This is a genomic window from Halobacterium sp. GSL-19 (assembly GCF_016917855.1).
GTDB lineage: Archaea > Halobacteriota > Halobacteria > Halobacteriales > Halobacteriaceae > Halobacterium > Halobacterium salinarum.
In genome coordinates, this window is the sequence record NZ_CP070377.1 from 275,344 (window position 1) to 294,449 (window position 19,106).

Consider the following 19,106-nt stretch of genomic DNA (forward strand, 5'->3'; position numbering starts at 1 on the left):
AAAAAGAAACGCGCCGCTTAGAACGCGCTCTCGCCGACCGTTTCGAGGTAGTCGGCCTCGCCGACGTGGTCGTCGGTGTCGAAGCCCGTGACCCGTAGTCGTACCTTCGTGTCGAGCGCGTCCGCGGGCGCGCCGTCCAACCGCAGTGTCGAATCACCGACGCGCACGACGTGCGCGCCGTCCGCGCGCCCCGTGACGAACAGCTCCAGTTCGTCGCCGGCATCGAAGCGCGGCGTGTTCGACCGGAACGTCAACCCCGCCAGGTACTTCTCGAGGATGCTCATGCGCGCGCCACCTCCTCGCTCTCGCGGTCACTGATGTACTCCAGGCCGAAGCCAGTCAGCGCCGAGAACACGAACACCCCCACGAGCAGCCACCCGTGGAAGACGAACGGCACGACTTCAGTGGGGTCGACCACCATTCCCCGGGTGAACCAGTCGTACTTGGTGGGCAGGTCCGCCAGCGCTGCGTAGCCGACGAGCACGCCACCCGACCACGGGAAGATGTACCCGAGCGCGCTCGTGTTCGCGTCCAGGATGTTCGCACGCCGGTAGCTGTTGATGTTGAATCGTTCGCCGAGGCGCGCGATGTACGGCGCGATCGCGATCTCGGCGGCGGTGTTGATCGTGATCATGGAGTTCACGAACGCGGTGCCAAGCACCATCGTGAGTTCGGCGCGTCGCACCGTCGTCGCCACCGACTCAAGCAGGAAGTCCTGGATCGCGCGGAAGCCGCCCCCGCGGATCATGATCTGTGCGCCGGCCACGATTAGCAACACGAGCACGATCAGGGGGAAAAACCCCTGCGCACCAGCGTACAGGCTGCCACCGACGCTGCTGGTGACGCCCTCGGGGCTGGTGTTGATGGCTTCGACGAACGGCAGCACGGAGAGCTCGCGTGCGATCCAGAGGCTGTCGCTGGCGCGGAACACCAGCATCTCCGAGACGTCCGCCAGCCCGAACACGACGTTCAACACGAACGCCACGACGATCCCCCAGGAGATCGCTTCGACGATGTGGCGGCCGGCGATGGCGGTGCCGATGACCGTGGCCATCGACAGCAGGTGCAGGAGGCCAGTGGGCCCGACGTTCGACCCCAGGATGGCGCTCGCGTCGCCCGCAACCGAGATGCCGTCCATCACCGCGCCGGCACCCAGGTACGCGGCAAACGACAGCACGGCTGCGACGCCCGCGTACTTGAATCGGGACGCCACCACACCGCCGATGTCGGCGTCCTGCGTGACCGCCGATACGATGGTGGTGTCGCTGACCGGCGCGAGGTTGTCCCCGAAGACCGCGCCGGAGAGGATCGCCCCGAACAGCAACGCGGGGTTCGCGCCGAGTGCGACCCCCGCCGGGAAGAACAGCGCGGTGAACGCGACGGTGGTCCCGTACCCGGAGCCGATGCCGGTCGCCAGCAGCCCCGCAAGGATGAACGTCGCTGCCGGGAACACCGCGCCGCCGATGCCGGCCGCCTCCGCGGCCCACACCAGCCCGGAGACGAACTGTCCCGTCTGGATGGTTTCGGCGAACATGCCCGCCCACAGCCACGCGACGATCGCGGTGGCCGCGACCCGCTGGGTCATCCCCGCGAAGATCGTGTTCGCGTATCCGGCCCACGATCCCTTCACGAGGAACATGCCGAAGATGAGCGCCACCAGCATTCCCGCCACGAGTCCTGTGGTGTCGCTGACTCGGAGCACGCCGCTCTGTACGATCGCCCATACAACAAAGAAGACGAGCGGGAACGCGCTCGCCAGTTTGCCGCCGTAGAAGTCGATTTCGGGCTCGGAGTCGTCCCCCGCAGACACTCCCCCATCGAACCCGTCCGTCTGGTCAGTACTCATTCTGCTACGGTTGCTAATTCCCTGGCAGCGGGAAATATGTTACTGGGCCTCTGAGCGACTCCCACATTTAAACTGTCACCGGACGCCACATACCGTATGGACTACACTGATCCTGCGGTGCTGACTCGACTCCGACGCGACCTCCACGGGATCCCCGAGCCGGCGTGGTGTGAGTTCCAGACGACCGCTCGCGTCGTCGACGCCTGCGAGGACATCGGCGTCGACACACTCCACGTCGGCCCGCAGGCCGTGGCGTCCGACGCGCGCATGGCGGTGCCGGACGACGACACGCTCGCCGACTGGCGGGCAACCGCCCGGGACGCGGGCGTCGACGAGGCGCTGCTCGACTCGATGGCGGGCGGCCACACGGGCGCGATCGCGGTCCTCGACCGCGGCGAAGGCCCGACAGTGGGGCTGCGCGTGGACATCGACGCGCTGTACGTCACGGAAAGCGAGGCTGACGACCACCACCCCGCGGCCGCGGGGTTTCGATCCGAGCACGACGGCTGCATGCACGCCTGCGGCCACGACGGCCACGCCACCATCGGCGTCGGCGTGCTCGCGGCGGTCGCCGACAGCGACTTCCAGGGCACGCTGAAGGTCGTCTTCCAGCCCGCCGAGGAGCGCGCCGGCGGCGGCAAACCAATCGCCGAGAGCGGCCACCTCGACGACGTCGACTATCTGTACGCCGTGCACCTGGGCCTGGATCACCCCACCGGGGAGGTGGTTGCCGGCGTCGACGGCTTCCTCGCGGTCAGCCACCTGCGCGCCGACTTCACGGGGGCCGGCGCGCACGCCGGCTCTCACCCCGAGGACGGCCGCAACGCCATCCAGGCGATGGCGACGGCGATCCAGAACCTCCACGCGATCCCGCGCCACGACGGCGGCGCAACCCGCGTGAACGCGGGCCGCGTCGGTGGCGGCACGGCACCCAACATCGTCCCCGACAGCGCCTTCCTGGAGGGGGAGGTGCGCGGGGAAACGACGGCGCTGATGGAGTACATGAAATCACACGCCGACCGCGTCGTCCGGTCGGCGGCGGAGATGCACGACTGCACCGTCGAAACGGCGACCGAGGGGCAAGCCCCGAGCGCGGAAAGCGACCGCGAGCTCGCAGCCTGCTTCGGGGCGGTCGCTGCCGACCGGGCCGGCGTTGATTCCGTCCTCGACAGCGACGCCCTCGGCGGCAGCGAGGACGCCACCTACCTCATGCGTCGCGTCCAGAACACGGGCGGCATGGCGTGCTACGTCTGTGTCGGCACCGACCACCCCGGCGGCCACCACACGCCGACGTTCGACGTCGACGAGCAGTCGCTTCGGATCGGCGTCGGCGCGCTCGCCACCGCGATCACGCGGGTCGCGGAGACGCGGCCCTGACGCCCCCTGTCAGTATTTGGCGTCCGCGCCCGTCACGTCGTACACTGACTGCATGATGTCGTCGCGGCGGGCCTGCCAGTCGGCGAGCCCGTCGGGGGAACTCGGATACGCCCGGTAGTGATCGAGCAGCCGGTCGGCCTGCTGTTTCGCGCGGTAGAAATCCATGATCTCCGACCAGTACCCGAAGGACTTCAGCGCCGTCACCAGCTTGAGCTTGAGCCCGAACTGGGTGCTGCCGTCGTAGAGCGCTTCGGCCAGCTTCTGGCCGGGCAGCGCCGCCAACAGCCCCATCAGGTCGTCGACGTCGATGGCCGTCGACATGATGTTGTAGACGTCCAGGGCGGCGTACCGCGCGCCGAAGTGGTCCATGACGTGCTCGTTGTACTCCCACAGCATCGATTCGGACACGTCGCCGGTTTCGGCGGCGCGGATCGCGCGCTCGCCGGCGTAGGTGCCGGCGTACGCCGCGCCCGCGATGCCGCCGCCGGTCGTCGGGTTGACGTGACCCGCGGCGTCCCCGACCGCCATGAACCCGGGTGCCGTCGCGGAGTCGTAGGGCCGCCGCGTCGGCAGCGCCGCCCCGAGCTTGTCGGTGACTTCGGCCCCCTCGAACTCGGGGCGCTGCTGGAGGTCGGCCTTCAGGTCGTCGACCAGCGTCATCGGCTCCTCGGTCATCTGGAACCCCAGCCCGGCGTTGATCTCCGTGTCCGTGCGCGGGAAATACCAGAGGTAGCCGGCGGCGCGATCCGTCGGCTTGAACACGAGCGCGTCGTCCCACTCGACGGGCTCGGGCACCTCCACGATCTCCCGGTACGCCGAACAGAACTGCGAGTACGAGACGTTCGTGTCGAAGGTCGCCCCCGACACGTCGACTTTGTCCTGGAGGATCGACAGCGACCCCGCGGCGTCGATCACGATGTCGCCGGTGAACTCGTGGCCGCGCCCGTCACGGATGCCGGTGACGCCCGTGACCCGGCCGTCGTCGTCCTGGATGACCGACTCCACGACGGTGTCGTAGCTGAACGTGACACCGGTGCGCTCGGCACCGTCGATCACGCACCGGCCGTACTCCCGGCGGTCGATGACCGCAAGCTCCCCCGGGACGGGGATGTTGAGGACGGTGTCCTCGCGGGGGATCTCGAACCGGCCGTGGTCGACGCCGGTGTTCGTGAACGCGGGTTCGAGTTGGGATTTCGGGATCACATCGGGGAAGTTGTCCGCGCCCTTGAGGGCGTCCCCACACGCGATGTGCCCGGCTTCCGACGCCGATTTCCGCTCGACAACGACGACGTCGTAGCCCGCGTCGGCGACCGTCGCCGCGGCATAGCAGCCAGCGGTTCCAGCGCCAACAACGACGACGTCGTACTCGTGAGCAGGCATACTCGCGAGTTGCCGTCCGCGAGCAAAACTCTTTATGACGACACCGACGGCCCGCGCTCGCAGGGTGGAAAGCGTTTTGTCCACACTCCTGCAAGCGTGGGCCGTATGACCGAGTACACCGTGGAGTTCGCCGGCACCGGCGAAACCATCGAGGTGTCGGACACCGAAACGATCCTGAAGGCGTGTCTGCGGGAGGGCATCGCCCAGGAGTACTCCTGTCGGGTCGGCATGTGTCTGGCGTGCTCCGCGAAAATCGAATCGGGCGATGTCACCCAGCCGGCCGCCCGCGGCCTCACCGACGCGGAAGCCGACGAGTACGCCCTGACGTGTATGGCGCGCCCACAGACGGATCTCGTACTCGACCGCGGGAAGTACCCGCCCAGCATCGAGGAGGAGGCTGCAGTCGCCGACCAGGCCGCCGCCGACGACGACTGAGCTCAGTCACCCGACACCGCGCAGTTGTTCGGCCCCCGCTCCAACGCCAGGGTGTCCTCGTCGATCGCCGTCTCGCCGAGGTTCACCGCCACGATCGCCTCGTCGTTCGCGGGCCGCGGCGGCAGCCCGGTGGTCACGTGATCGACGAACGCCGCTCGATCCAGATCCAGCATCGACAGCTCCGCCGCAACGGCCGCCAGCGACCCCACCACCCCGCCGTCGCGTCCGTCGTGGGTCGTCGATGGGGTGACGTGGCCGGGCATCACCCGCCGCTCGTCCGCGGTCGCGGTCAGCGCCCCGAGCGTGTCGTACTGGCGGCCCGCGAGCTCGCGGGCCGCGTCGGCGTCCTCCAGGTCGGGGCGGCCGACACCGTCCAAGAACAGGCAGTCCCCCGTCAGGAGGTCGTCGCCCCACGAGAACACGAGGTGTTCGGACGTGTGTCCGGGGGCGTGCGTGACCCCGAGCGTGCGGTCGCCGACCGCGATCTCGTCCCCGTCGGTCGCGAGCACGTCGGCGTCCACCGCCAGGCCGCGCTCGGTCGCGCCGGCCGGGAGCACGCGCGCGGCGGCCGTCGCATCGGCCAGGCCCCTCACGCCCGACACGTGGTCGGCGTGCACGTGCGAGTCGATGGCGTGTGTGATCGTCGCGCCGCGGGCGGCCGCCGCCTCGACGTAGGCGTCGACGGCCGCCGCCAGCGGATCCACGACCGCCGCCGCGTCGCCGTCCACGAGCAGGTACGACAGGCAGCCACTCGACGGGCGTTCGAACTGCACCACGCCGTTACCGAGGTCGTGGCTGGTGACGAACGCCCCCCAGGCGTCCATTCCGCCCTCCAGGTTCACGGCGTCGACGCCCTCCGCGCGGAGGGATTCGGCGACCTCCGCGCTGGCCTCACCGACCGCACAGACAACGACCACCGGCTCCTTGAGACCGTCCGGAACCACGCTCGCTGCGTCGCCGCTGACACCGGCGGCAACGACCTCCATGTAGGGGGTGTGTCGCGCCGTCACGCCGGGGCCGTCGACGCACCACGCGTCGAACTCCGCGCGGTCACGAACGTCGAGCACGTCTACCTCGCGGTCCGCCTGGAGCCAGTTGTAGAGATCACGAACCGACACCGTGGGTGCAGGCATACGCGCCCCTACATCGCCTGGGGGCAAAAGCTCACGTTCACCGGCGACCAACCCACCCCATGAACGCCGAGCGTTTCCCGGACGCAGTCGCGGACCGCACACGCACCGCCCTCGACCGCCTGGGGTCATCCAAGCGCCTGGTTGCGATCACGGGCGCGGACCTCACCACGCCGACGGTGCTCGCGCGCGCCGCCGCCAGCGAGGCCGCCGCCGCCGACACCTTCGACGCGCTCGCCGCCGCCGCCGACACCGACGCCGCAGCCGCCGCCTGCGACTCGTTTGCCGCCACCGAACGGGACCACTACGACCGGGTTACGGCGGCGCTCGACGCCGACGACGCCGACACGGCGGCCGACCCGGGCGCGATCCACGACTACCTCCGCGAGCGGCCCGACGACACCACCCGCCTCGGCGCGGTGGTCGGCCGCGGGCTGGTCGCCGACCGCACGCTCGCGCAGTTCGTGGGCTTTTTCGTCAACGACGCCGCCCACGACCGCGCGGACCTGTTCCGCGACCTCAGACGCGACACCAGCGCCGACACCGCCGACGCCGCCGCCGCGCTGGCGTCGTGCTGCGACGGCGACGACGACTGGGCGCGCGCCGCCGATGCCGCCGCCGACGCCGTCGACGCCGCCTACCAGGAGTACGTCGCCGCCCTCAACGGGATGGGCGTCGACGCCAAGTCGGTCTGCTGATCGCTGTCCCGGCGCGCCGCGGTCACGCCTCGTCGAACAGGGTTTCGCCGTCGACCATGTGTTCCTCGACGGCGTCCATGTCCAGGGTGATGCCCAGCCCCGGCCGTTCGGGCACCTCGATGGAGCCGTCCTCGATGATGTCCTCTGCGACGAGATCGCTCCACCAGCCCAGTTCGTAGGAGTGGTACTCGACGGCCAGCGCGTTCGGGATGGCGGCCCCGACGTGCGCGCTCGCCATCGTCGCCACCGGCGAGGCGACGTTGTGCATCGCCACCGGAACGTAATACTGGTTCGCCACGTCCGCGATCTTCCGCGTCTCCCGCATCCCACCGACCTTCGGGAGGTCGGGCGCGACGATGTCGACGGCCTGGTTCTCGATGAGGCGGCGCGTCTCCGTCACGCGATACCGGTTCTCCCCGACCGCGATGGGCGTCGCCGTGGACTCGGTTACGGACGCCTGGACGTCGAGGTTCTCGGGGGGTACCGGGTCTTCGAGCCACCACACGTCGTACGCCTCAAGCTCCGCCGCGAGGCGCTTGGCGCTCCCGCCGGAGAACGTCCAGTGGCAGTCGAAGGCAACGTCAGCCCGGTCTTTCACGCGCTCCGTGACCGCCGCCACGATGTCGGCCTTGTGCCGGATCTCGCCCGGGCGCAGGTGGCGGTTCGCGCGGTCCTTCTCCAGCCCGCTGGGGACGTCCAGGTCGAACTTGAGGGCGTCGTAGCCGAGGTCGTCGACCACGCGCTCGGCCTCGTCGGCGCACGCCTCGGGGTCGGCCTCCGCCGCCGTGTGGCAGTCACAGTACACCCGCACCTCGTCGCGGTATTTCCCGCCGAGCAGCTGGTAGGCGGGGACGCCCAGGACCTTCCCGGCGAGGTCGTGGAGCGCGACCTCGATGCCCGAGATCGCGGTCACCGTGACGCCTTCCACGGAGCCCTCACCGCTCATCTTCTGGACGAGGTGCTCGAACAGCCGGTCGATGTCAAGGGGGTTCTCGCCCACGACGAACGGCGTCATGCGCTCGATGAGTTCGGGGACGCCGGCCCCCCAGTAGGCTTCCCCCGTCCCGACGACGCCCGCGTCGGTGTAGACGCGCACCAGCGTCCACGGGAAGTTCCCGTCCACCATCGTGGTCTGGACGTCCGTGATTTCGAGATCCCGCGGTGCGGGCCGACCGCTGTCCGCGCCCATCGTCTCGGCGGACAGCTCGCGCATGGTGTACTCCGCGTTCGGATCGTGGAGGTCCGCGTAGTCCTCGCTCATGGCTGCGCGTTCGCCCGCCACGGTGTAAAACTCCTGCTCACAGCAGCCCCAGGTCGGCGAGGTCCGCTTCGAGCGCCGCCCGGTCGTCGTCGTCCAGCCCGCGCAGCGGCGACCGCAGCGGCCCGGCGTCGAACCCCCGCAGCCCCAGGGCGGCCTTCACCCCCGCCATGTAGGGGCCGCGCTTGAGCGCCGCCCGCACCTCGTAGACGGTGGACTGGCGCGCCCTGGCGCGCTCGCGGTCGCCCTCGTCGTAGGCCTCGTACAGCCCCACCACCAGCTCCGGTGCGACGTTGGCGACGGCCGACACCAGCCCCGCACAGCCCACGTCCAAGCCCGGCGCAAGCAGGGAGTCCGAGCCCGCCAGGAACGTCAACTCGGGGTGGGCGTCGACGGCCTGCCCCAGCCACGGCACGTCCTTCGAGGAGTCTTTGACCCCCGCCAGGGCGTCGATCTCCGCCAGCGCCGCCAGCGTCTCCAGGGACAGCTCGTTGCCCGTCTTCGACGGGATGTGGTAGACGTACACCGGGCAGTCGACGGCCGCCGCCACCCGCCGGTAGTGTTCGACGGCGGCCGTGCCGTCCAGCGGGTAGTAGAACGGCGTCACGACCACGACCCCGTCGGCACCGACCGACGCGGCGTGCTCGGCGTGGGCGACCGTCTGGCGCGTGGACGGCGCGCCGACGCCCGCGATGACCGGCACCTCGCCCCCGACCTCGTCGACGACCGCAGTCACGACGCGGTCGCGCTCACTCGGGGTCAACAGCGGGAACTCGCCGTTCGTCCCCAGCGGGAACACCCCATGTACGCCCGCATCCACGACCATGCGGGCGTGGTCGGCGGTGGTGTCGGCGTCGAGGCTCTCGTCCGCGTCGAAGGCGGTTACAACCGGCGGAACGACGCCATGCAGTCCCAGTGGGTCCCCGCTGCCCGGGGCCGGCGCGTGCGTTGGCATGCGTGTGTGGTGTGCGGCGACCAGCATAAGCGCCGCGGGCCACGCCCGCTACGCGAACTGCGCCAGCGCCCACGCCGTCCGGAGGATTTCGTCCGCCGCGCCGGCGTCGAAGACGAGTTCGTCGGTCGTCGCCACGTGCTCCAGCACGCGCGTCGAGGCGTGCTCGGGTGCGGCAGCGATGCCGCTGTCGTGGTCGTCGACGTGCTCCATCACCCGCAGGTCGCTTTTCGAATCCCCCATCACGAGCGCGAACGGATCCGCCACCCCGAGCACGTCCAGGGCCGCCTGCACCCCAACCACCTTGTTCAGTTCCCGGGACGCGATCTCGGCGGCGTCCCCCTCGTAATACCCCACGTCGATCCGCGACAGCGTTTCGGCGGCCGCCTCGCCGAGCGCGTCGGCGTCGCCGACGGCGGCCGAGGACGCCGCGACGACCGCCGCGATCTCGGGGTCGGCGTCCGCGTAGTACGCCCGCACGGCCGCCGGGTCCGCGCCCACGCAGTCCGCCAGCAACCCCAACAGATGCACGAGCGCGCTGTCGATGAGCCCGCGGGCGCGCTCGCTGCCGGTCTCGTAGTTCGGCTTGAGCGTGACGTTGAACTCGTTGCCCTGGAGGTGACACCCCCGCCGGATGTCCTCGGGGGCCGCCGTGTGCACCCGCGAGCGCACGTCGTCGAACACGCCCCGCACGTCGTCGCCGAGGTCCTCGTACAGCAGCCGCTTCGTGTCCGCGCCGTGGCCCGGCGTGAACACGCCCGTCCCGGCCTCGTACACCACCGACAGCCGCCCGGAATGCACGAGCTCGTTGCCCAACCCCTGGCTCAAAAACCCCTTGACGTTTTCCAGCGTCTGCCCCGTGCAGATGACGATGGGGACGCCCGCCTCGTGGAACTCCGTGAGCAGATGCAGCGTGGCCCGCGGGATCTCGTTGTCCGTGCTGCCCGCCGACCGCAGCGTCTCGTCGACGTCCAAGACCAGCACGTTGACCGCCCGCCCGTACTTGCCGTAGAGGTCCAGGGCGGTGAACGCCTGGTCGCGGGTGGCCCGCGCCGCCACGTCGGCGAACGCGTCGTGGGCGGGAAACGCCGCCCTGATATCGTCTTTGTGCGCCGCCAGCTCGTCGCTTGCTGACTCCCAGTACTGCAGTGCAACCGGCGAATCGACTGGCGGCGCGAGGTCCACGAACTCCTGGTGGGCGCGCAGGCTCTCGGTGTCGAACTCGTCGTAGAGCGTGTACAACCGGTCGTGCAGCTGCATGCCGGACCGAGGGCTGGGGTCCACTTCAACCCCCGCCGCCCACAGTCCCACCCGTTTAATTCGTCCACGGAGAACACACCCACCATGGACGCAATCGTCGTCTCGAAGGCCGACCGCACACCACGGCTGGTCGACCGGCCCCGTCCGGACCCAACACCCGGCTCGGTGCTCGTGCGCACGCTCCGCGTCGGCGTCGACGGCACCGACCACGAAGTGATCGCCGGCACCCACGGCGGCTTCCCCGAGGACGCCGACGAGCTCGTGCTCGGCCACGAAGCCATCGGCGTCGTCGCGGATCCGACCGACACCCGGTTTTCCGCGGGCCAACTCGTCGCGCCGACCGTGCGCCGACCGCGGGGCGACCCCACCCCGCAGTTCGACCGCGGCCAACCCGACATGGCGGCCCCCGGCACGTACGTCGAGCGCGGCATCGACGGCGCCGACGGGTTCATGGCCGACTACTTCACCAGCCCCGCGGACGCGCTCGTCGCGCTCCCCGACTCGCTTGCCGCCCACGGCTTCCTCACGGAACCGGTGTCGGTCGCCGAGAAAGCGATCGAACTCGCGCTCGCTTCGCGGTCGGCGTTCGACTGGCGGCCGGACTCCGCGCTCGTGTTGGGCAACGGCTCGCTCGGCCTGCTCACGCTCGCCATCCTCGCCGCCCGCGACGACACCGAGACGCTCTACTGTCTCGGCCGCCGCAGCCGCCCCGACCCGACGATCGACATCATCGAGCGACTCGGCGCGACCTACATCGACTCCCGCACCACGCCGGTCGCCGACATCCCCGCCGCCCACCAGCCCGTCGACATGGTGTACGAAGCCACCGGACACGCGAAACACGCCTTCGACGCCATCGACGCGCTCGCCCCCGCCGGCGTCGCTGCCCTCCTCGGCGTTCCCGCCGCCGGCTGGACGTTCGAAGTCCCGGGCAGCGACCTCCACCGCAGCCTCGTCCTGGAGAACAAGGCGGTGGTCGGCAGCGTCAACTCCAACGCCCGCCACTTCCGCGCCGCCGCCGACACGCTGGCCGCCCTCCCCGACTGGCTGTGTGACGCCATCGTCACCGGCGTCCACGACACCGCAGCGTTCGCGGACGCGTTCCGGGACGGCGAAACCTCCATCAAGACGGCCGTTCAATTCGACACCCGATGAAGAACGTCGACGACCTCATCGACGACGCAGCAGCGCTCGCGGACCGCGGCCTCTCCCGCGGCGAAATCGCCGACGAACTCAACGTCTCCCGGGAAACCGCGTCGTGGCTCGTCGAGCGCGCCGACACCAACGCGTCCGTCGCCGCCACCGACACCGACGACAGCCCCCGAGACGTCCACGTCGACTGGAGCACCATCGGCGAAGCCGGCGCCCGGCTGTCCGCCATCGGGGTCGCGCTCGCCGACGCGCTCCGAGATCACAGCCACGACGTCGATCTGGTCGTCGGCATCGAGAAGGCCGGCGTTCCGCTCGCCACGGCCACCGCCAACGAACTCGGGACCGACCTGGCGACCTACACGCCCCGCAAACACCAGTGGGACGAAGGCGACATGGCCGACCTTGGCGGCAGCTTCTCCCGGAACTTCGCGTCCGTCGAGGACCGCGACTGCTTCGTGGTTGACGACACCGTGACCTCCGGCACGACGATCACCGAAACCATCCAGGCCGTCCGAGAGGCCGGCGGAACACCGGTGGCGTGTGGCGTCCTCGCGGACAAACAAGGCCTCGGCGACGTCGACGGCACGCCGATCGAAGCGCTGTTGCAGGTCATCCGCGTTGGCAGCGGCGACGACTGACAGAGCAAGGCCTTTCCTCGCTGCCCCCCGACGGTGGGACATGGCCTTCGATCCGCTCGACTCGTCGATGGCACAGGACGCCGTCGACGACATCGTTGACGCCGCCATCGAGAACAACGAGGTCGTGTTGTTCATGAAGGGCACGCCCGCCGCCCCCCAGTGTGGGTTCTCCGAGCGCGCCATCCGACTGATCTCCGACTACCGGCCGGACGTCCACACCGTTGACGTCCTCCAGAGCACCGACGAGTTCCGGGCCGCCCTGGAGCGCCACAGCGGCTGGGAGACCACCCCACAGGCGTTCGTCGACGGGTCGTTCGTCGGCGGCAGCGACATCCTCGCGGAGCTCGCCGACCGCGGCGACCTCGCGGACGAACTCAACGCCGATGGCGTCGACACGACCGCCGACGACGCCGCGCTTGACGCCGACATCGACGCGCCGTTCTAACGGGGCCGTCGCTAGTAGATCAGCTCGTCGTCGTTGTCGACCATGTACACCGTTCGCGCCGAGATGTTGACGGCGTGGTCGCCCACGCGTTCGAGGTCCCGGACGGTCAACAGCAGCCGCGAAACGTCCTGCATCAGCGCCTCGATCTCGGCGTCGTCGGTGGCGGCGTCGATCTCGGTCTCGATCAGATCACGGATCACCGTCTGTGAGGCGCTCCGACACCGCTCGTCGATGTCGTCGTCGCGCTCGGCGATCGCGTAACACGCCTCGACGTCCGCGCTCGCGTACGCCGCCATCGCGTCGGTCACCATCTCGATGGTTCGGTCGCCGATCGCCTGCACGTCGACCTCGGGGAACATGTCCCGGTCGGCGTCCAGCGTGTACTCCGCGAGGTTCGCCGCCAGGTCGCCGATGCGCTCCAAGTCGGTGATGATCTTGAACGACGACGCGATCAGTCGCAGGTCGCCCGCGACCGGCTGCTGGAGCGCGAGCAGGTCGATGCAGTCGTCTTCCAGATCCAGATACAGCTGGTTGATCTCGTCGTCGCCGTCGATGACCTCCCAGGCGGCGTCGTCGTCTTTCTGGGCCATCGCTTCCAACGCCATCCGGAGCCGGTCGGTGACCACTTCGCTCATGTACAGGACGTCGTCGCGCAACGTGTCGAGTTTCTCCTGGTAGCTGTCTCGTGCCATACGTATCACCCAAACTTTCCAGTGATATACTCTTCGACGCGCTGGTGCTCGGGGTTCTCGAAGATCTGGTCGGTGTCCCCGAACTCCACGAGCTTGCCGCCGGTGAGGAACACCGCGGTCTTGTCGCTGATGCGGGCGGCCTGCTGCATGTTGTGCGTGACGATCACCACGGTGTACTCCTCGGCGAGCTCCTCGATGAGGTCCTCGACCTGGCTGGTCGCCACCGGGTCGAGCGCGCTCGCGGGCTCGTCCATCAACAACACCTCGGGGTCGGGCGCGATCGCGCGGGCGATGCACAGCCGCTGTTGCTGGCCGCCGGACAGCGCCACCCCGGAGCTGTCAAGCTGGTGGCTGACCTCGTCCCACAACGCCGCGCGCCGCAGCGACTGCTCGACGATCTCGTCGTGATCGCCCTCGACGTCCTGGATTTCGAGGCCGTACGCGACGTTGTCGTAGATGCTTTTGGGGAACGGGTTGGGCTCCTGGAACACCATTCCGACCCGCCGCCGGAGCGCAACCGGGTCGACGGCGGCGTCGTAGACGTTCGTCCCGCGCAGCGTGAGGTCGCCGTCGATGCGCGCGGCGTCGATGCGGTCGTTCATCCGGTTGATACACCGCAGGAACGTCGACTTCCCGCAGCCCGACGGCCCGATGATCGCCGTGACCTGCTGTTCGGGGATGTCGATGTCGACGCTTTCGAGCGCGCGCTCGGAGCCATAGAACACATCCAGATCCCTGGCTCTGATCACCGGCTCGGGGGGTGTCGTCGGTGTCGTCGTCGCCGCGCCGGTGGTCGCGGTGACACCGCCATCGCTCGATTCGTCGGCCGTCTCCGCCGTGTTCTCGGTCATCGTTGGTTAGTCATGTGATTGGTATTTGTTCCTGAGCACGATCGCCACGGAGTTCATCGCGAGCAACACCGTCACCAACACGACCACGCCAGCCGGCACCACCTTGGTGTAGAAATCCGGGGTCGCGTAGAGGCTCGACCACGCGTACACCTGCAACGGCATCGCGGTGACCGTCTCCGAGACCTGCGTGGGCAGCGAGAACTTGATCGTGGGCGCACCGATCATGATCAGCGGTGCCGTCTCGCCGATGGCGCGACCCAGCGCGAGGATCGTGCCGGTGAGGATGCCGGAGAACGATCGCGGCAACACCACGTTGCGCACGGTCTGCCACTTGGTTGCTCCCATCCCGTCGGAGGCCGCGCGCTGGGCCTCCGGCACCGACCGGATGGCTTCCCGCGCGGAGATGATGATGATCGGCAGGATCAACAGGCCAAGCGTCGCGCCGCCGATCAGCACCGTGCCCGCGGGCCGATTGAGGTGTGTGACGAACAGCCCGAACCCGAGCAGCCCGTAGACGACCGACGGCACGCCCGCGAGGTTCGAGATGTTCACGTCGATCACACGCGTCAGCCAGTTGTCCGGTGCGTACTCTTCGAGATAGATCGCTGCGCCGACGCCCACCGGGAACGCCAGCACCGCGACGCTCAGCATGAGCAGGATCGACCCACCGATCGACGGGTAGAACCCGGCTGATTCGGCGTTCGTGCTGTGCGCGGACGTCAGAAACGCCCAGTCGACCCACGACTGCGGGCCGGCCAAGCCGACGACGGACACGATCCCGGCGCCGACCAGCGACCCCACGATCACGGTCGCCGGCACCGCCAGTCCGACCCGCTCGCGCGGGGCGTTGACCGCAACGTCGGCCGCGTACGCAGCAGGCGGCACCACCCCGACCGCCGCGACGACCACCGCCGGCACCGGCGTAACGCCGACCGCCGGGCCGACGACACCGGCCACCGCGACGACTGCGAGGAACGCACTGCTCGCAGCGACGCGCGCCCGCCGCCCGCGGTCTCGCGCCACCGCGTGGCCCGCGACGACCCCGATCGGGCCGCCGACGGTCGCCACGAGCATCAGCCACGGGGCCGGCGCAACCGGCACCCCGGACACCACGTCGACCACGCTGGGCACGAGGCGCACACTGCCGAGTGTCGCTCCCAGTGGGACGGGGAGCCCGAGCTGCGAGAGCCAGGACGCAACCGTCCCCAGCGGGCCGGGCAGACCGAACAGCGAGAGATAGAACGCCGCAGTCGTCACGCCGAACCGTGCGAGGAACGGCAGCCGCTGGTCGTAGGCGGTCACGCCGACGGTGATGGCGGCCGGCACCGCCAGTGCGACCACAACCGCCAGCCACGTCAGCGGGCGCACGATGTCGATGAACAGCATCGCCGCGCCGCCGCTGAACAGCAACGCGACGGCCACGAACCCGAGCGCGAGCATGCCGGTCTGGAAGGCGGCCTGGCTGCGCCGGTAGACGAACGCGCCAACGCCGGCGGTCGGCACCACGAGCGCGAGGAAGAACGTGAGATGCCACCCCGGATCGGCGGTCAGCGGTTGGATCGCGTCGTTTGCGACGTACAACAGCAGGATCGTCACGAACACGATGCCGAACAGGGTCGCCGCAAGCAGGAGCGCGCGGAACACGCGACCCGCGGTGCGACTGACCTGCCCGAAGCCCGCCGTTACGTCGCTGGTGTCGGCTGCCATCTCAGTACTCCTCCTTGAATCGGTGTGCGATCACGTCACTGACGATGTTCATCACGAGCGTAATCACGAACAGCGTGGCCCCGATCGCGAACACGCTGCGGTACGCGAGCCCGCCACCGGTCACGTCGCCTTTCACGAGTTTCACCATCGCCGCCGTCATCGGGAGCGCGGACTCCGTGTACGCCCCTGGGTCGATGATGTTGAGGAACCGCGCGGTCGACCCGGCGGCGATCGTGACCGCCATCGTCTCGCCGATGGCGCGCGACAGCGCCAGGATGAACGACGAGAAGATGCCGGACAGCGCCGCCGGCACGACGACACCGGTCGACACTTCGAGTTTCGTCGCGCCCATTCCGTAGCCCGCCTGCCGGAGCTCGTCGGGCACGGCGGACATGGCGTCCTCGCTGATGGACGCCACCATCGGAATGATCATGATGCCCACGACGACGCACGCCGAGAGCATGTTGAACTTGCTCAACCCCGGGAGGACCGTGCCCAGTGCGGGCGTGATGTAGATGACGGCGAAAAACCCGTACACGACCGTCGGGATGCCCGCCAGGATCTCCAGGGCGGGCTTCAGGACCGACCGGAGTCGGGGGCTGGCGTACTCGCTGAGGTAGGTCGCGGTGCCGAGTCCGAGCGGCAACGCGATGATCGAGGAGCCGATCATCACCATCAGCGTCGCCGACACCAACGCGAGCACGCCGAAACTGCCGTTCGTTGGGTCCCAGTTCGTTCCAGTAAGGAACTCCACGATGCCCGCGGTCGCGCCGTCGACGCCGACCAGCGGCGCGGAGAACGTGAAGAACTTCGCAGCCTCGGTCGCCAGCAACGCGATGAGCCCGATCGTCGTCACGATCGAGAGGGCTGCACACAGGAAGAAGAACGACCGGGAGAGCAACTCTGAAGGGGCGTTCTGGGTGCGCGTCGTGAGCGCCGCTTCGAGGTCGTCTCCGCTCATTGGTTTGAATCAGTCATAGCGTACGTATACAGTCTTTGCTGGGTGGGGCGACGCGCTACTCGTCCGCACTGCCGGCCGCGTCGATGGCCTCAGTCAGCGCGTCCAGTTGTTCTCCTTGAGCTTCTTCGCTGAGGGGCACGTAGCCCACTTGGTCGGCGACGATCGCCTCGCTCGTGGCGTGCTCGAGCCAGAACCGGAGGAACGCCGCGACCGCGGGCTCGGCCAGCGACGACTTCGCCGCGTACGTGAACAGCGGCCGGGAAAGCGGCGTGTACGCCCCGGATCGCGCGGTCTCCAGGCTCGGCTTCACCGGCTCGCCGTCGCCGTCGTCGACGGCAAGCGCTTTCACGCGGTCGCCGCTCTTCGAGTAGTACGCGTACCCGAGGTATCCCATCGCGTTCGCCGATCCCTCGACGCCCTGGATGATGGTCCGGTCCTGTTCGGTGCCGGTGTAGCTCCCGCCGCTGATGTGCGTGAGCTCCGTGTCGCCGCCGTGCAGGATGGACTCGATGAAGTAGTCGTAGGTGCCCGAGGCGCTCGACGGGCCGTACAGCTCCAGCGGTTCGTCGGGCCAGTCGGGGTTCACGTCGGACCACTGTTCGGTGTCGCGTTCGGCCGACCAGATGCTCCGCAGCTCGTCGACGGTGATGCTGTCGATGTCCAGGTCCGTGTTGACGATGACGGTCAGCGCGTCCGTCGCGACAGTGAACTCGACGGGCTCGATGTCGTTGTCCGTACACTGCTGTGCCTCGGCGTCCCGAACCTCTCGGGAGGCGTTGTTGAGGTCGGCGTTACCGGTGCAGAAGTGGTTGGCGAACCCGCCACCGGTGCCGGTGGATTTGGGGTTGAAGTTGACGTCCGGGTGTGCCTCGCCGGTGTCGCCGCCGCGGAAGAGCTCTGACATAGTGGTCGCCAGCGGGAACACTGTCGAGCTTCCAGCGAAGTCGACGGTGCCTGACAGCGAGTCGTCGGCGGGATCCTCGGATGACGTGCTCTGGCAGCCGGCGAGCGCTGCCGCGCCGGTTGCCCCCATCCCGGCGAGAACTTGACGGCGCGTACGTGTGGTGCGTTCGGCGTCGTCTGCTGGCATCGTCGTATGCTCGCCGCGATGTGAATAAGTACTCTGCTATTACGTATATATAGCAGTACATAGGGAACAGTTCACATCGCATGTCCGCGAATCGATTCGACGCTCGTCGTCGATGTATATTTCGACCCGAGCGCCTGCAAGCGCTTTATTCTCCTCTACAGTGGTTTGGTGTAGTAACTATGTATCGTGACCGGGATTTATATTACAGGCATCGATACGTGGTCGCATGGAACGACGGAAAGTCCAGGTCACCGGCGGCTCAACGTTCACCGTATCCATCCCGAAAGACTGGGCGCGCGATCACAGCGTCGAGGCCGGCGACGAGGTGGGGTTTCACCCGGACAGCGGCTCCCTCCTGTTGACCCCCATCGACGACACCGACACCGACAAAGGAACGCTGACGATCACCGACATGCACGGCGAAGAGCTCATGCGCGCAGTCATGACGATGTACGTCAGCGGCTTCGACGTGCTCGCCCTGGAAGCCGAGTCCATCGATCCCGACCAGCGCCGCGTCATCCGCGACGCCACCCAGGGGCTGGTCGGCCTCGAAGTCCTCGAAGAAACCAGCCAGCGCGTCGTCATCCAGGACCTCCTCGACTCCTCGGAGCTGTCCATCCACAACGCCGTTCGGCGCATGCATCTCATCGCGGTCTCCATGCTCGAAGACGCCGTCACCGCGCTCGCCACCCGAGACCCCGACATCGCCCGCGACGTCACGAACCGCGACGACGACGTCGACCGCCTCTGGTACGTCGTGTCACGCATCTTCCGGGGTGCACTGCGCTCGCCCACGGTCGCCCAAGAGATCGGCATCACGCGGGAAGTCGCGTTCGACTACCACTCCAGCGCCCGCCAACTCGAACGCGTCGCCGACCACGCCACCAAGATCGCAACCGCCACACACGACCTCAACGACGACATCCCCGAGGACGTCGTCGACGCCCTCGAAACCCTCCAGGCGGACGCCACCGACATCATCGAGACCGCCATGGACGCCCTGTTCGCGGACACCGCCGACGAAGCCACCGCCCTCGCCACCCAAGCCCGCGCACAAGTCCGCGACATCGACGACCAGGCCCGCGACGTCGACGACCGCCTCCACGGCCTCACCGCTCACCACGCCCAACACCTCGGCCTCGTCGTGGATTCACTCTCCCGAAGCGCCGACTACGGCGGCAACATCGCCGAAACCGCCCTGCAAAAGGCCGCCCCGACTCCCAACCCCTAACGC

Annotated in this window: 19 protein-coding genes; 7 read left to right on the forward strand and 12 right to left on the reverse strand. The window is 68.7% G+C overall.

From position 1 onward, the window contains the following. Positions 1-17: 17 nt before the first annotated feature. Positions 18-284 carry a hypothetical protein gene (locus tag JT689_RS03105; RefSeq protein ID WP_010902276.1) on the reverse strand — a complete coding sequence of 89 codons (267 nt, stop codon included), beginning with the start codon at positions 282-284 and terminating at the stop codon, positions 18-20. Next, complete coding sequence (locus JT689_RS03110; protein WP_010902277.1) at positions 281-1,846, reverse strand: Na+/H+ antiporter NhaC family protein; 1,566 nt, start codon at positions 1,844-1,846, stop codon at positions 281-283. Before JT689_RS03110 ends, JT689_RS03105 begins: the two co-directional genes overlap by 4 nt. 96 nt (positions 1,847-1,942) lie before the next feature. Between JT689_RS03110 and JT689_RS03115 the strand changes: the two genes are divergently transcribed. Beyond that, positions 1,943-3,223: an amidohydrolase gene (locus JT689_RS03115; RefSeq protein WP_205251492.1), complete on the forward strand. Its 1,281-nt coding sequence runs from the start codon at positions 1,943-1,945 to the stop codon at positions 3,221-3,223. A 9-nt stretch (positions 3,224-3,232) separates the two neighbouring features. On the opposite strand, the gene JT689_RS03120 is transcribed toward JT689_RS03115, so the two are convergent. After that, positions 3,233-4,603, reverse strand: coding sequence for a geranylgeranyl reductase family protein (locus tag JT689_RS03120; protein WP_010902279.1), 1,371 nt, complete (start codon positions 4,601-4,603; stop codon positions 3,233-3,235). A gap of 105 nt (positions 4,604-4,708) precedes the next feature. On the opposite strand from JT689_RS03120, the gene JT689_RS03125 reads away from it, so the two are divergent. Next, complete coding sequence (locus tag JT689_RS03125; protein WP_205251493.1) at positions 4,709-5,038, forward strand: 2Fe-2S iron-sulfur cluster-binding protein; 330 nt, start codon at positions 4,709-4,711, stop codon at positions 5,036-5,038. 2 nt (positions 5,039-5,040) lie between these two features. Here the strand turns inward: JT689_RS03125 and JT689_RS03130 are convergent, their stop codons facing one another. After that, positions 5,041-6,171: an MBL fold metallo-hydrolase gene (locus tag JT689_RS03130; RefSeq protein ID WP_205251494.1), complete on the reverse strand. Its 1,131-nt coding sequence runs from the start codon at positions 6,169-6,171 to the stop codon at positions 5,041-5,043. Positions 6,172-6,230: 59 nt separating this feature from the next. Between JT689_RS03130 and JT689_RS03135 the strand changes: the two genes are divergently transcribed. After that, on the forward strand, positions 6,231-6,866 hold the full coding sequence (locus JT689_RS03135; protein WP_010902282.1) for a hypothetical protein: 636 nt from the start codon (positions 6,231-6,233) through the stop codon (positions 6,864-6,866). 22 nt (positions 6,867-6,888) lie between these two features. Here the strand turns inward: JT689_RS03135 and JT689_RS03140 are convergent, their stop codons facing one another. From JT689_RS03140 to JT689_RS03150, 3 genes are read right to left on the reverse strand one after another with little or no spacing between them, the layout of a single operon-like run. After that, positions 6,889-8,127 carry a mandelate racemase/muconate lactonizing enzyme family protein gene (locus JT689_RS03140; RefSeq protein ID WP_205251495.1) on the reverse strand — a complete coding sequence of 413 codons (1,239 nt, stop codon included), beginning with the start codon at positions 8,125-8,127 and terminating at the stop codon, positions 6,889-6,891. Positions 8,128-8,164: 37 nt separating this feature from the next. After that, entirely contained in the window at positions 8,165-9,079 is a 915-nt protein-coding gene (locus JT689_RS03145; protein WP_205251496.1) for a dihydrodipicolinate synthase family protein, read from the reverse strand. Between the two features lie 48 nt (positions 9,080-9,127). Next, positions 9,128-10,336, reverse strand: coding sequence for an HAD hydrolase family protein (locus JT689_RS03150; protein WP_205251497.1), 1,209 nt, complete (start codon positions 10,334-10,336; stop codon positions 9,128-9,130). Positions 10,337-10,420: 84 nt separating this feature from the next. Between JT689_RS03150 and JT689_RS03155 the strand changes: the two genes are divergently transcribed. Genes JT689_RS03155 through JT689_RS03165 form a run of 3 tightly spaced genes read left to right on the forward strand, consistent with a single transcriptional unit; the run spans position 10,421 to position 12,571 of the window. Then, positions 10,421-11,491, forward strand: a complete 1,071-nt coding sequence (locus tag JT689_RS03155; protein ID WP_010902286.1) for a glucose 1-dehydrogenase — start codon at positions 10,421-10,423, stop codon at positions 11,489-11,491. Continuing rightward, the gene (gfcR, locus tag JT689_RS03160; protein ID WP_205251498.1) at positions 11,488-12,126 is read left to right on the forward strand and encodes a transcriptional regulator GfcR; all 639 of its coding nucleotides are present in this window, start codon (positions 11,488-11,490) and stop codon (positions 12,124-12,126) included. Before JT689_RS03155 ends, gfcR begins: the two co-directional genes overlap by 4 nt. A 40-nt stretch (positions 12,127-12,166) precedes the next feature. After that, positions 12,167-12,571: a glutaredoxin gene (locus tag JT689_RS03165; RefSeq protein WP_012289157.1), complete on the forward strand. Its 405-nt coding sequence runs from the start codon at positions 12,167-12,169 to the stop codon at positions 12,569-12,571. An 11-nt stretch (positions 12,572-12,582) separates the two neighbouring features. Here the strand turns inward: JT689_RS03165 and phoU are convergent, their stop codons facing one another. From phoU to JT689_RS03190, 5 genes are read right to left on the reverse strand one after another with little or no spacing between them, the layout of a single operon-like run. After that, positions 12,583-13,263 (reverse strand): phosphate signaling complex protein PhoU, encoded by a 681-nt coding sequence (gene phoU, locus JT689_RS03170; RefSeq protein ID WP_049892486.1) that lies wholly within the window; start codon positions 13,261-13,263, stop codon positions 12,583-12,585. A gap of 5 nt (positions 13,264-13,268) precedes the next feature. Beyond that, positions 13,269-14,114, reverse strand: coding sequence for a phosphate ABC transporter ATP-binding protein PstB (gene pstB / locus JT689_RS03175; RefSeq protein WP_010902290.1), 846 nt, complete (start codon positions 14,112-14,114; stop codon positions 13,269-13,271). Between the two features lie 6 nt (positions 14,115-14,120). Beyond that, positions 14,121-15,821, reverse strand: coding sequence for a phosphate ABC transporter permease PstA (gene pstA / locus JT689_RS03180; protein WP_205251499.1), 1,701 nt, complete (start codon positions 15,819-15,821; stop codon positions 14,121-14,123). Position 15,822: 1 nt separating this feature from the next. Then, on the reverse strand, positions 15,823-16,782 hold the full coding sequence (gene pstC, locus JT689_RS03185) for a phosphate ABC transporter permease subunit PstC (RefSeq protein ID WP_010902292.1): 960 nt from the start codon (positions 16,780-16,782) through the stop codon (positions 15,823-15,825). Positions 16,783-16,837: 55 nt separating this feature from the next. After that, on the reverse strand, positions 16,838-17,872 hold the full coding sequence (locus JT689_RS03190) for a PstS family phosphate ABC transporter substrate-binding protein (protein WP_205251500.1): 1,035 nt from the start codon (positions 17,870-17,872) through the stop codon (positions 16,838-16,840). Between the two features lie 226 nt (positions 17,873-18,098). Here JT689_RS03190 and JT689_RS03195 point away from each other — a divergent pair, with 226 nt between their 5' ends. Further along, positions 18,099-19,103 carry a phosphate uptake regulator PhoU gene (locus JT689_RS03195; RefSeq protein WP_010902294.1) on the forward strand — a complete coding sequence of 335 codons (1,005 nt, stop codon included), beginning with the start codon at positions 18,099-18,101 and terminating at the stop codon, positions 19,101-19,103. Positions 19,104-19,106: the final 3 nt, after the last annotated feature.

Coding starts and splice junctions, on each gene's coding strand:
- JT689_RS03140 (WP_205251495.1), bottom strand. CDS start 8,127: ATGAGCGAGGACTACGCGGACCTCCACGATCCGAACGCGGAGTACACC.
- JT689_RS03125 (WP_205251493.1), top strand. CDS start 4,709: ATGACCGAGTACACCGTGGAGTTCGCCGGCACCGGCGAAACCATCGAG.
- JT689_RS03110 (WP_010902277.1), bottom strand. CDS start 1,846: ATGAGTACTGACCAGACGGACGGGTTCGATGGGGGAGTGTCTGCGGGG.
- JT689_RS03135 (WP_010902282.1), top strand. CDS start 6,231: ATGAACGCCGAGCGTTTCCCGGACGCAGTCGCGGACCGCACACGCACC.
- JT689_RS03165 (WP_012289157.1), top strand. CDS start 12,167: ATGGCCTTCGATCCGCTCGACTCGTCGATGGCACAGGACGCCGTCGAC.
- JT689_RS03190 (WP_205251500.1), bottom strand. CDS start 17,872: ATGCCAGCAGACGACGCCGAACGCACCACACGTACGCGCCGTCAAGTT.
- JT689_RS03145 (WP_205251496.1), bottom strand. CDS start 9,079: ATGCCAACGCACGCGCCGGCCCCGGGCAGCGGGGACCCACTGGGACTG.
- pstC (WP_010902292.1), bottom strand. CDS start 16,782: ATGAGCGGAGACGACCTCGAAGCGGCGCTCACGACGCGCACCCAGAAC.
- JT689_RS03195 (WP_010902294.1), top strand. CDS start 18,099: ATGGAACGACGGAAAGTCCAGGTCACCGGCGGCTCAACGTTCACCGTA.
- pstA (WP_205251499.1), bottom strand. CDS start 15,821: ATGGCAGCCGACACCAGCGACGTAACGGCGGGCTTCGGGCAGGTCAGT.
- phoU (WP_049892486.1), bottom strand. CDS start 13,263: ATGGCACGAGACAGCTACCAGGAGAAACTCGACACGTTGCGCGACGAC.
- pstB (WP_010902290.1), bottom strand. CDS start 14,114: ATGACCGAGAACACGGCGGAGACGGCCGACGAATCGAGCGATGGCGGT.
- JT689_RS03150 (WP_205251497.1), bottom strand. CDS start 10,336: ATGCAGCTGCACGACCGGTTGTACACGCTCTACGACGAGTTCGACACC.
- JT689_RS03130 (WP_205251494.1), bottom strand. CDS start 6,171: ATGCCTGCACCCACGGTGTCGGTTCGTGATCTCTACAACTGGCTCCAG.
- gfcR (WP_205251498.1), top strand. CDS start 11,488: ATGAAGAACGTCGACGACCTCATCGACGACGCAGCAGCGCTCGCGGAC.
- JT689_RS03155 (WP_010902286.1), top strand. CDS start 10,421: ATGGACGCAATCGTCGTCTCGAAGGCCGACCGCACACCACGGCTGGTC.
- JT689_RS03120 (WP_010902279.1), bottom strand. CDS start 4,603: ATGCCTGCTCACGAGTACGACGTCGTCGTTGTTGGCGCTGGAACCGCT.
- JT689_RS03105 (WP_010902276.1), bottom strand. CDS start 284: ATGAGCATCCTCGAGAAGTACCTGGCGGGGTTGACGTTCCGGTCGAAC.
- JT689_RS03115 (WP_205251492.1), top strand. CDS start 1,943: ATGGACTACACTGATCCTGCGGTGCTGACTCGACTCCGACGCGACCTC.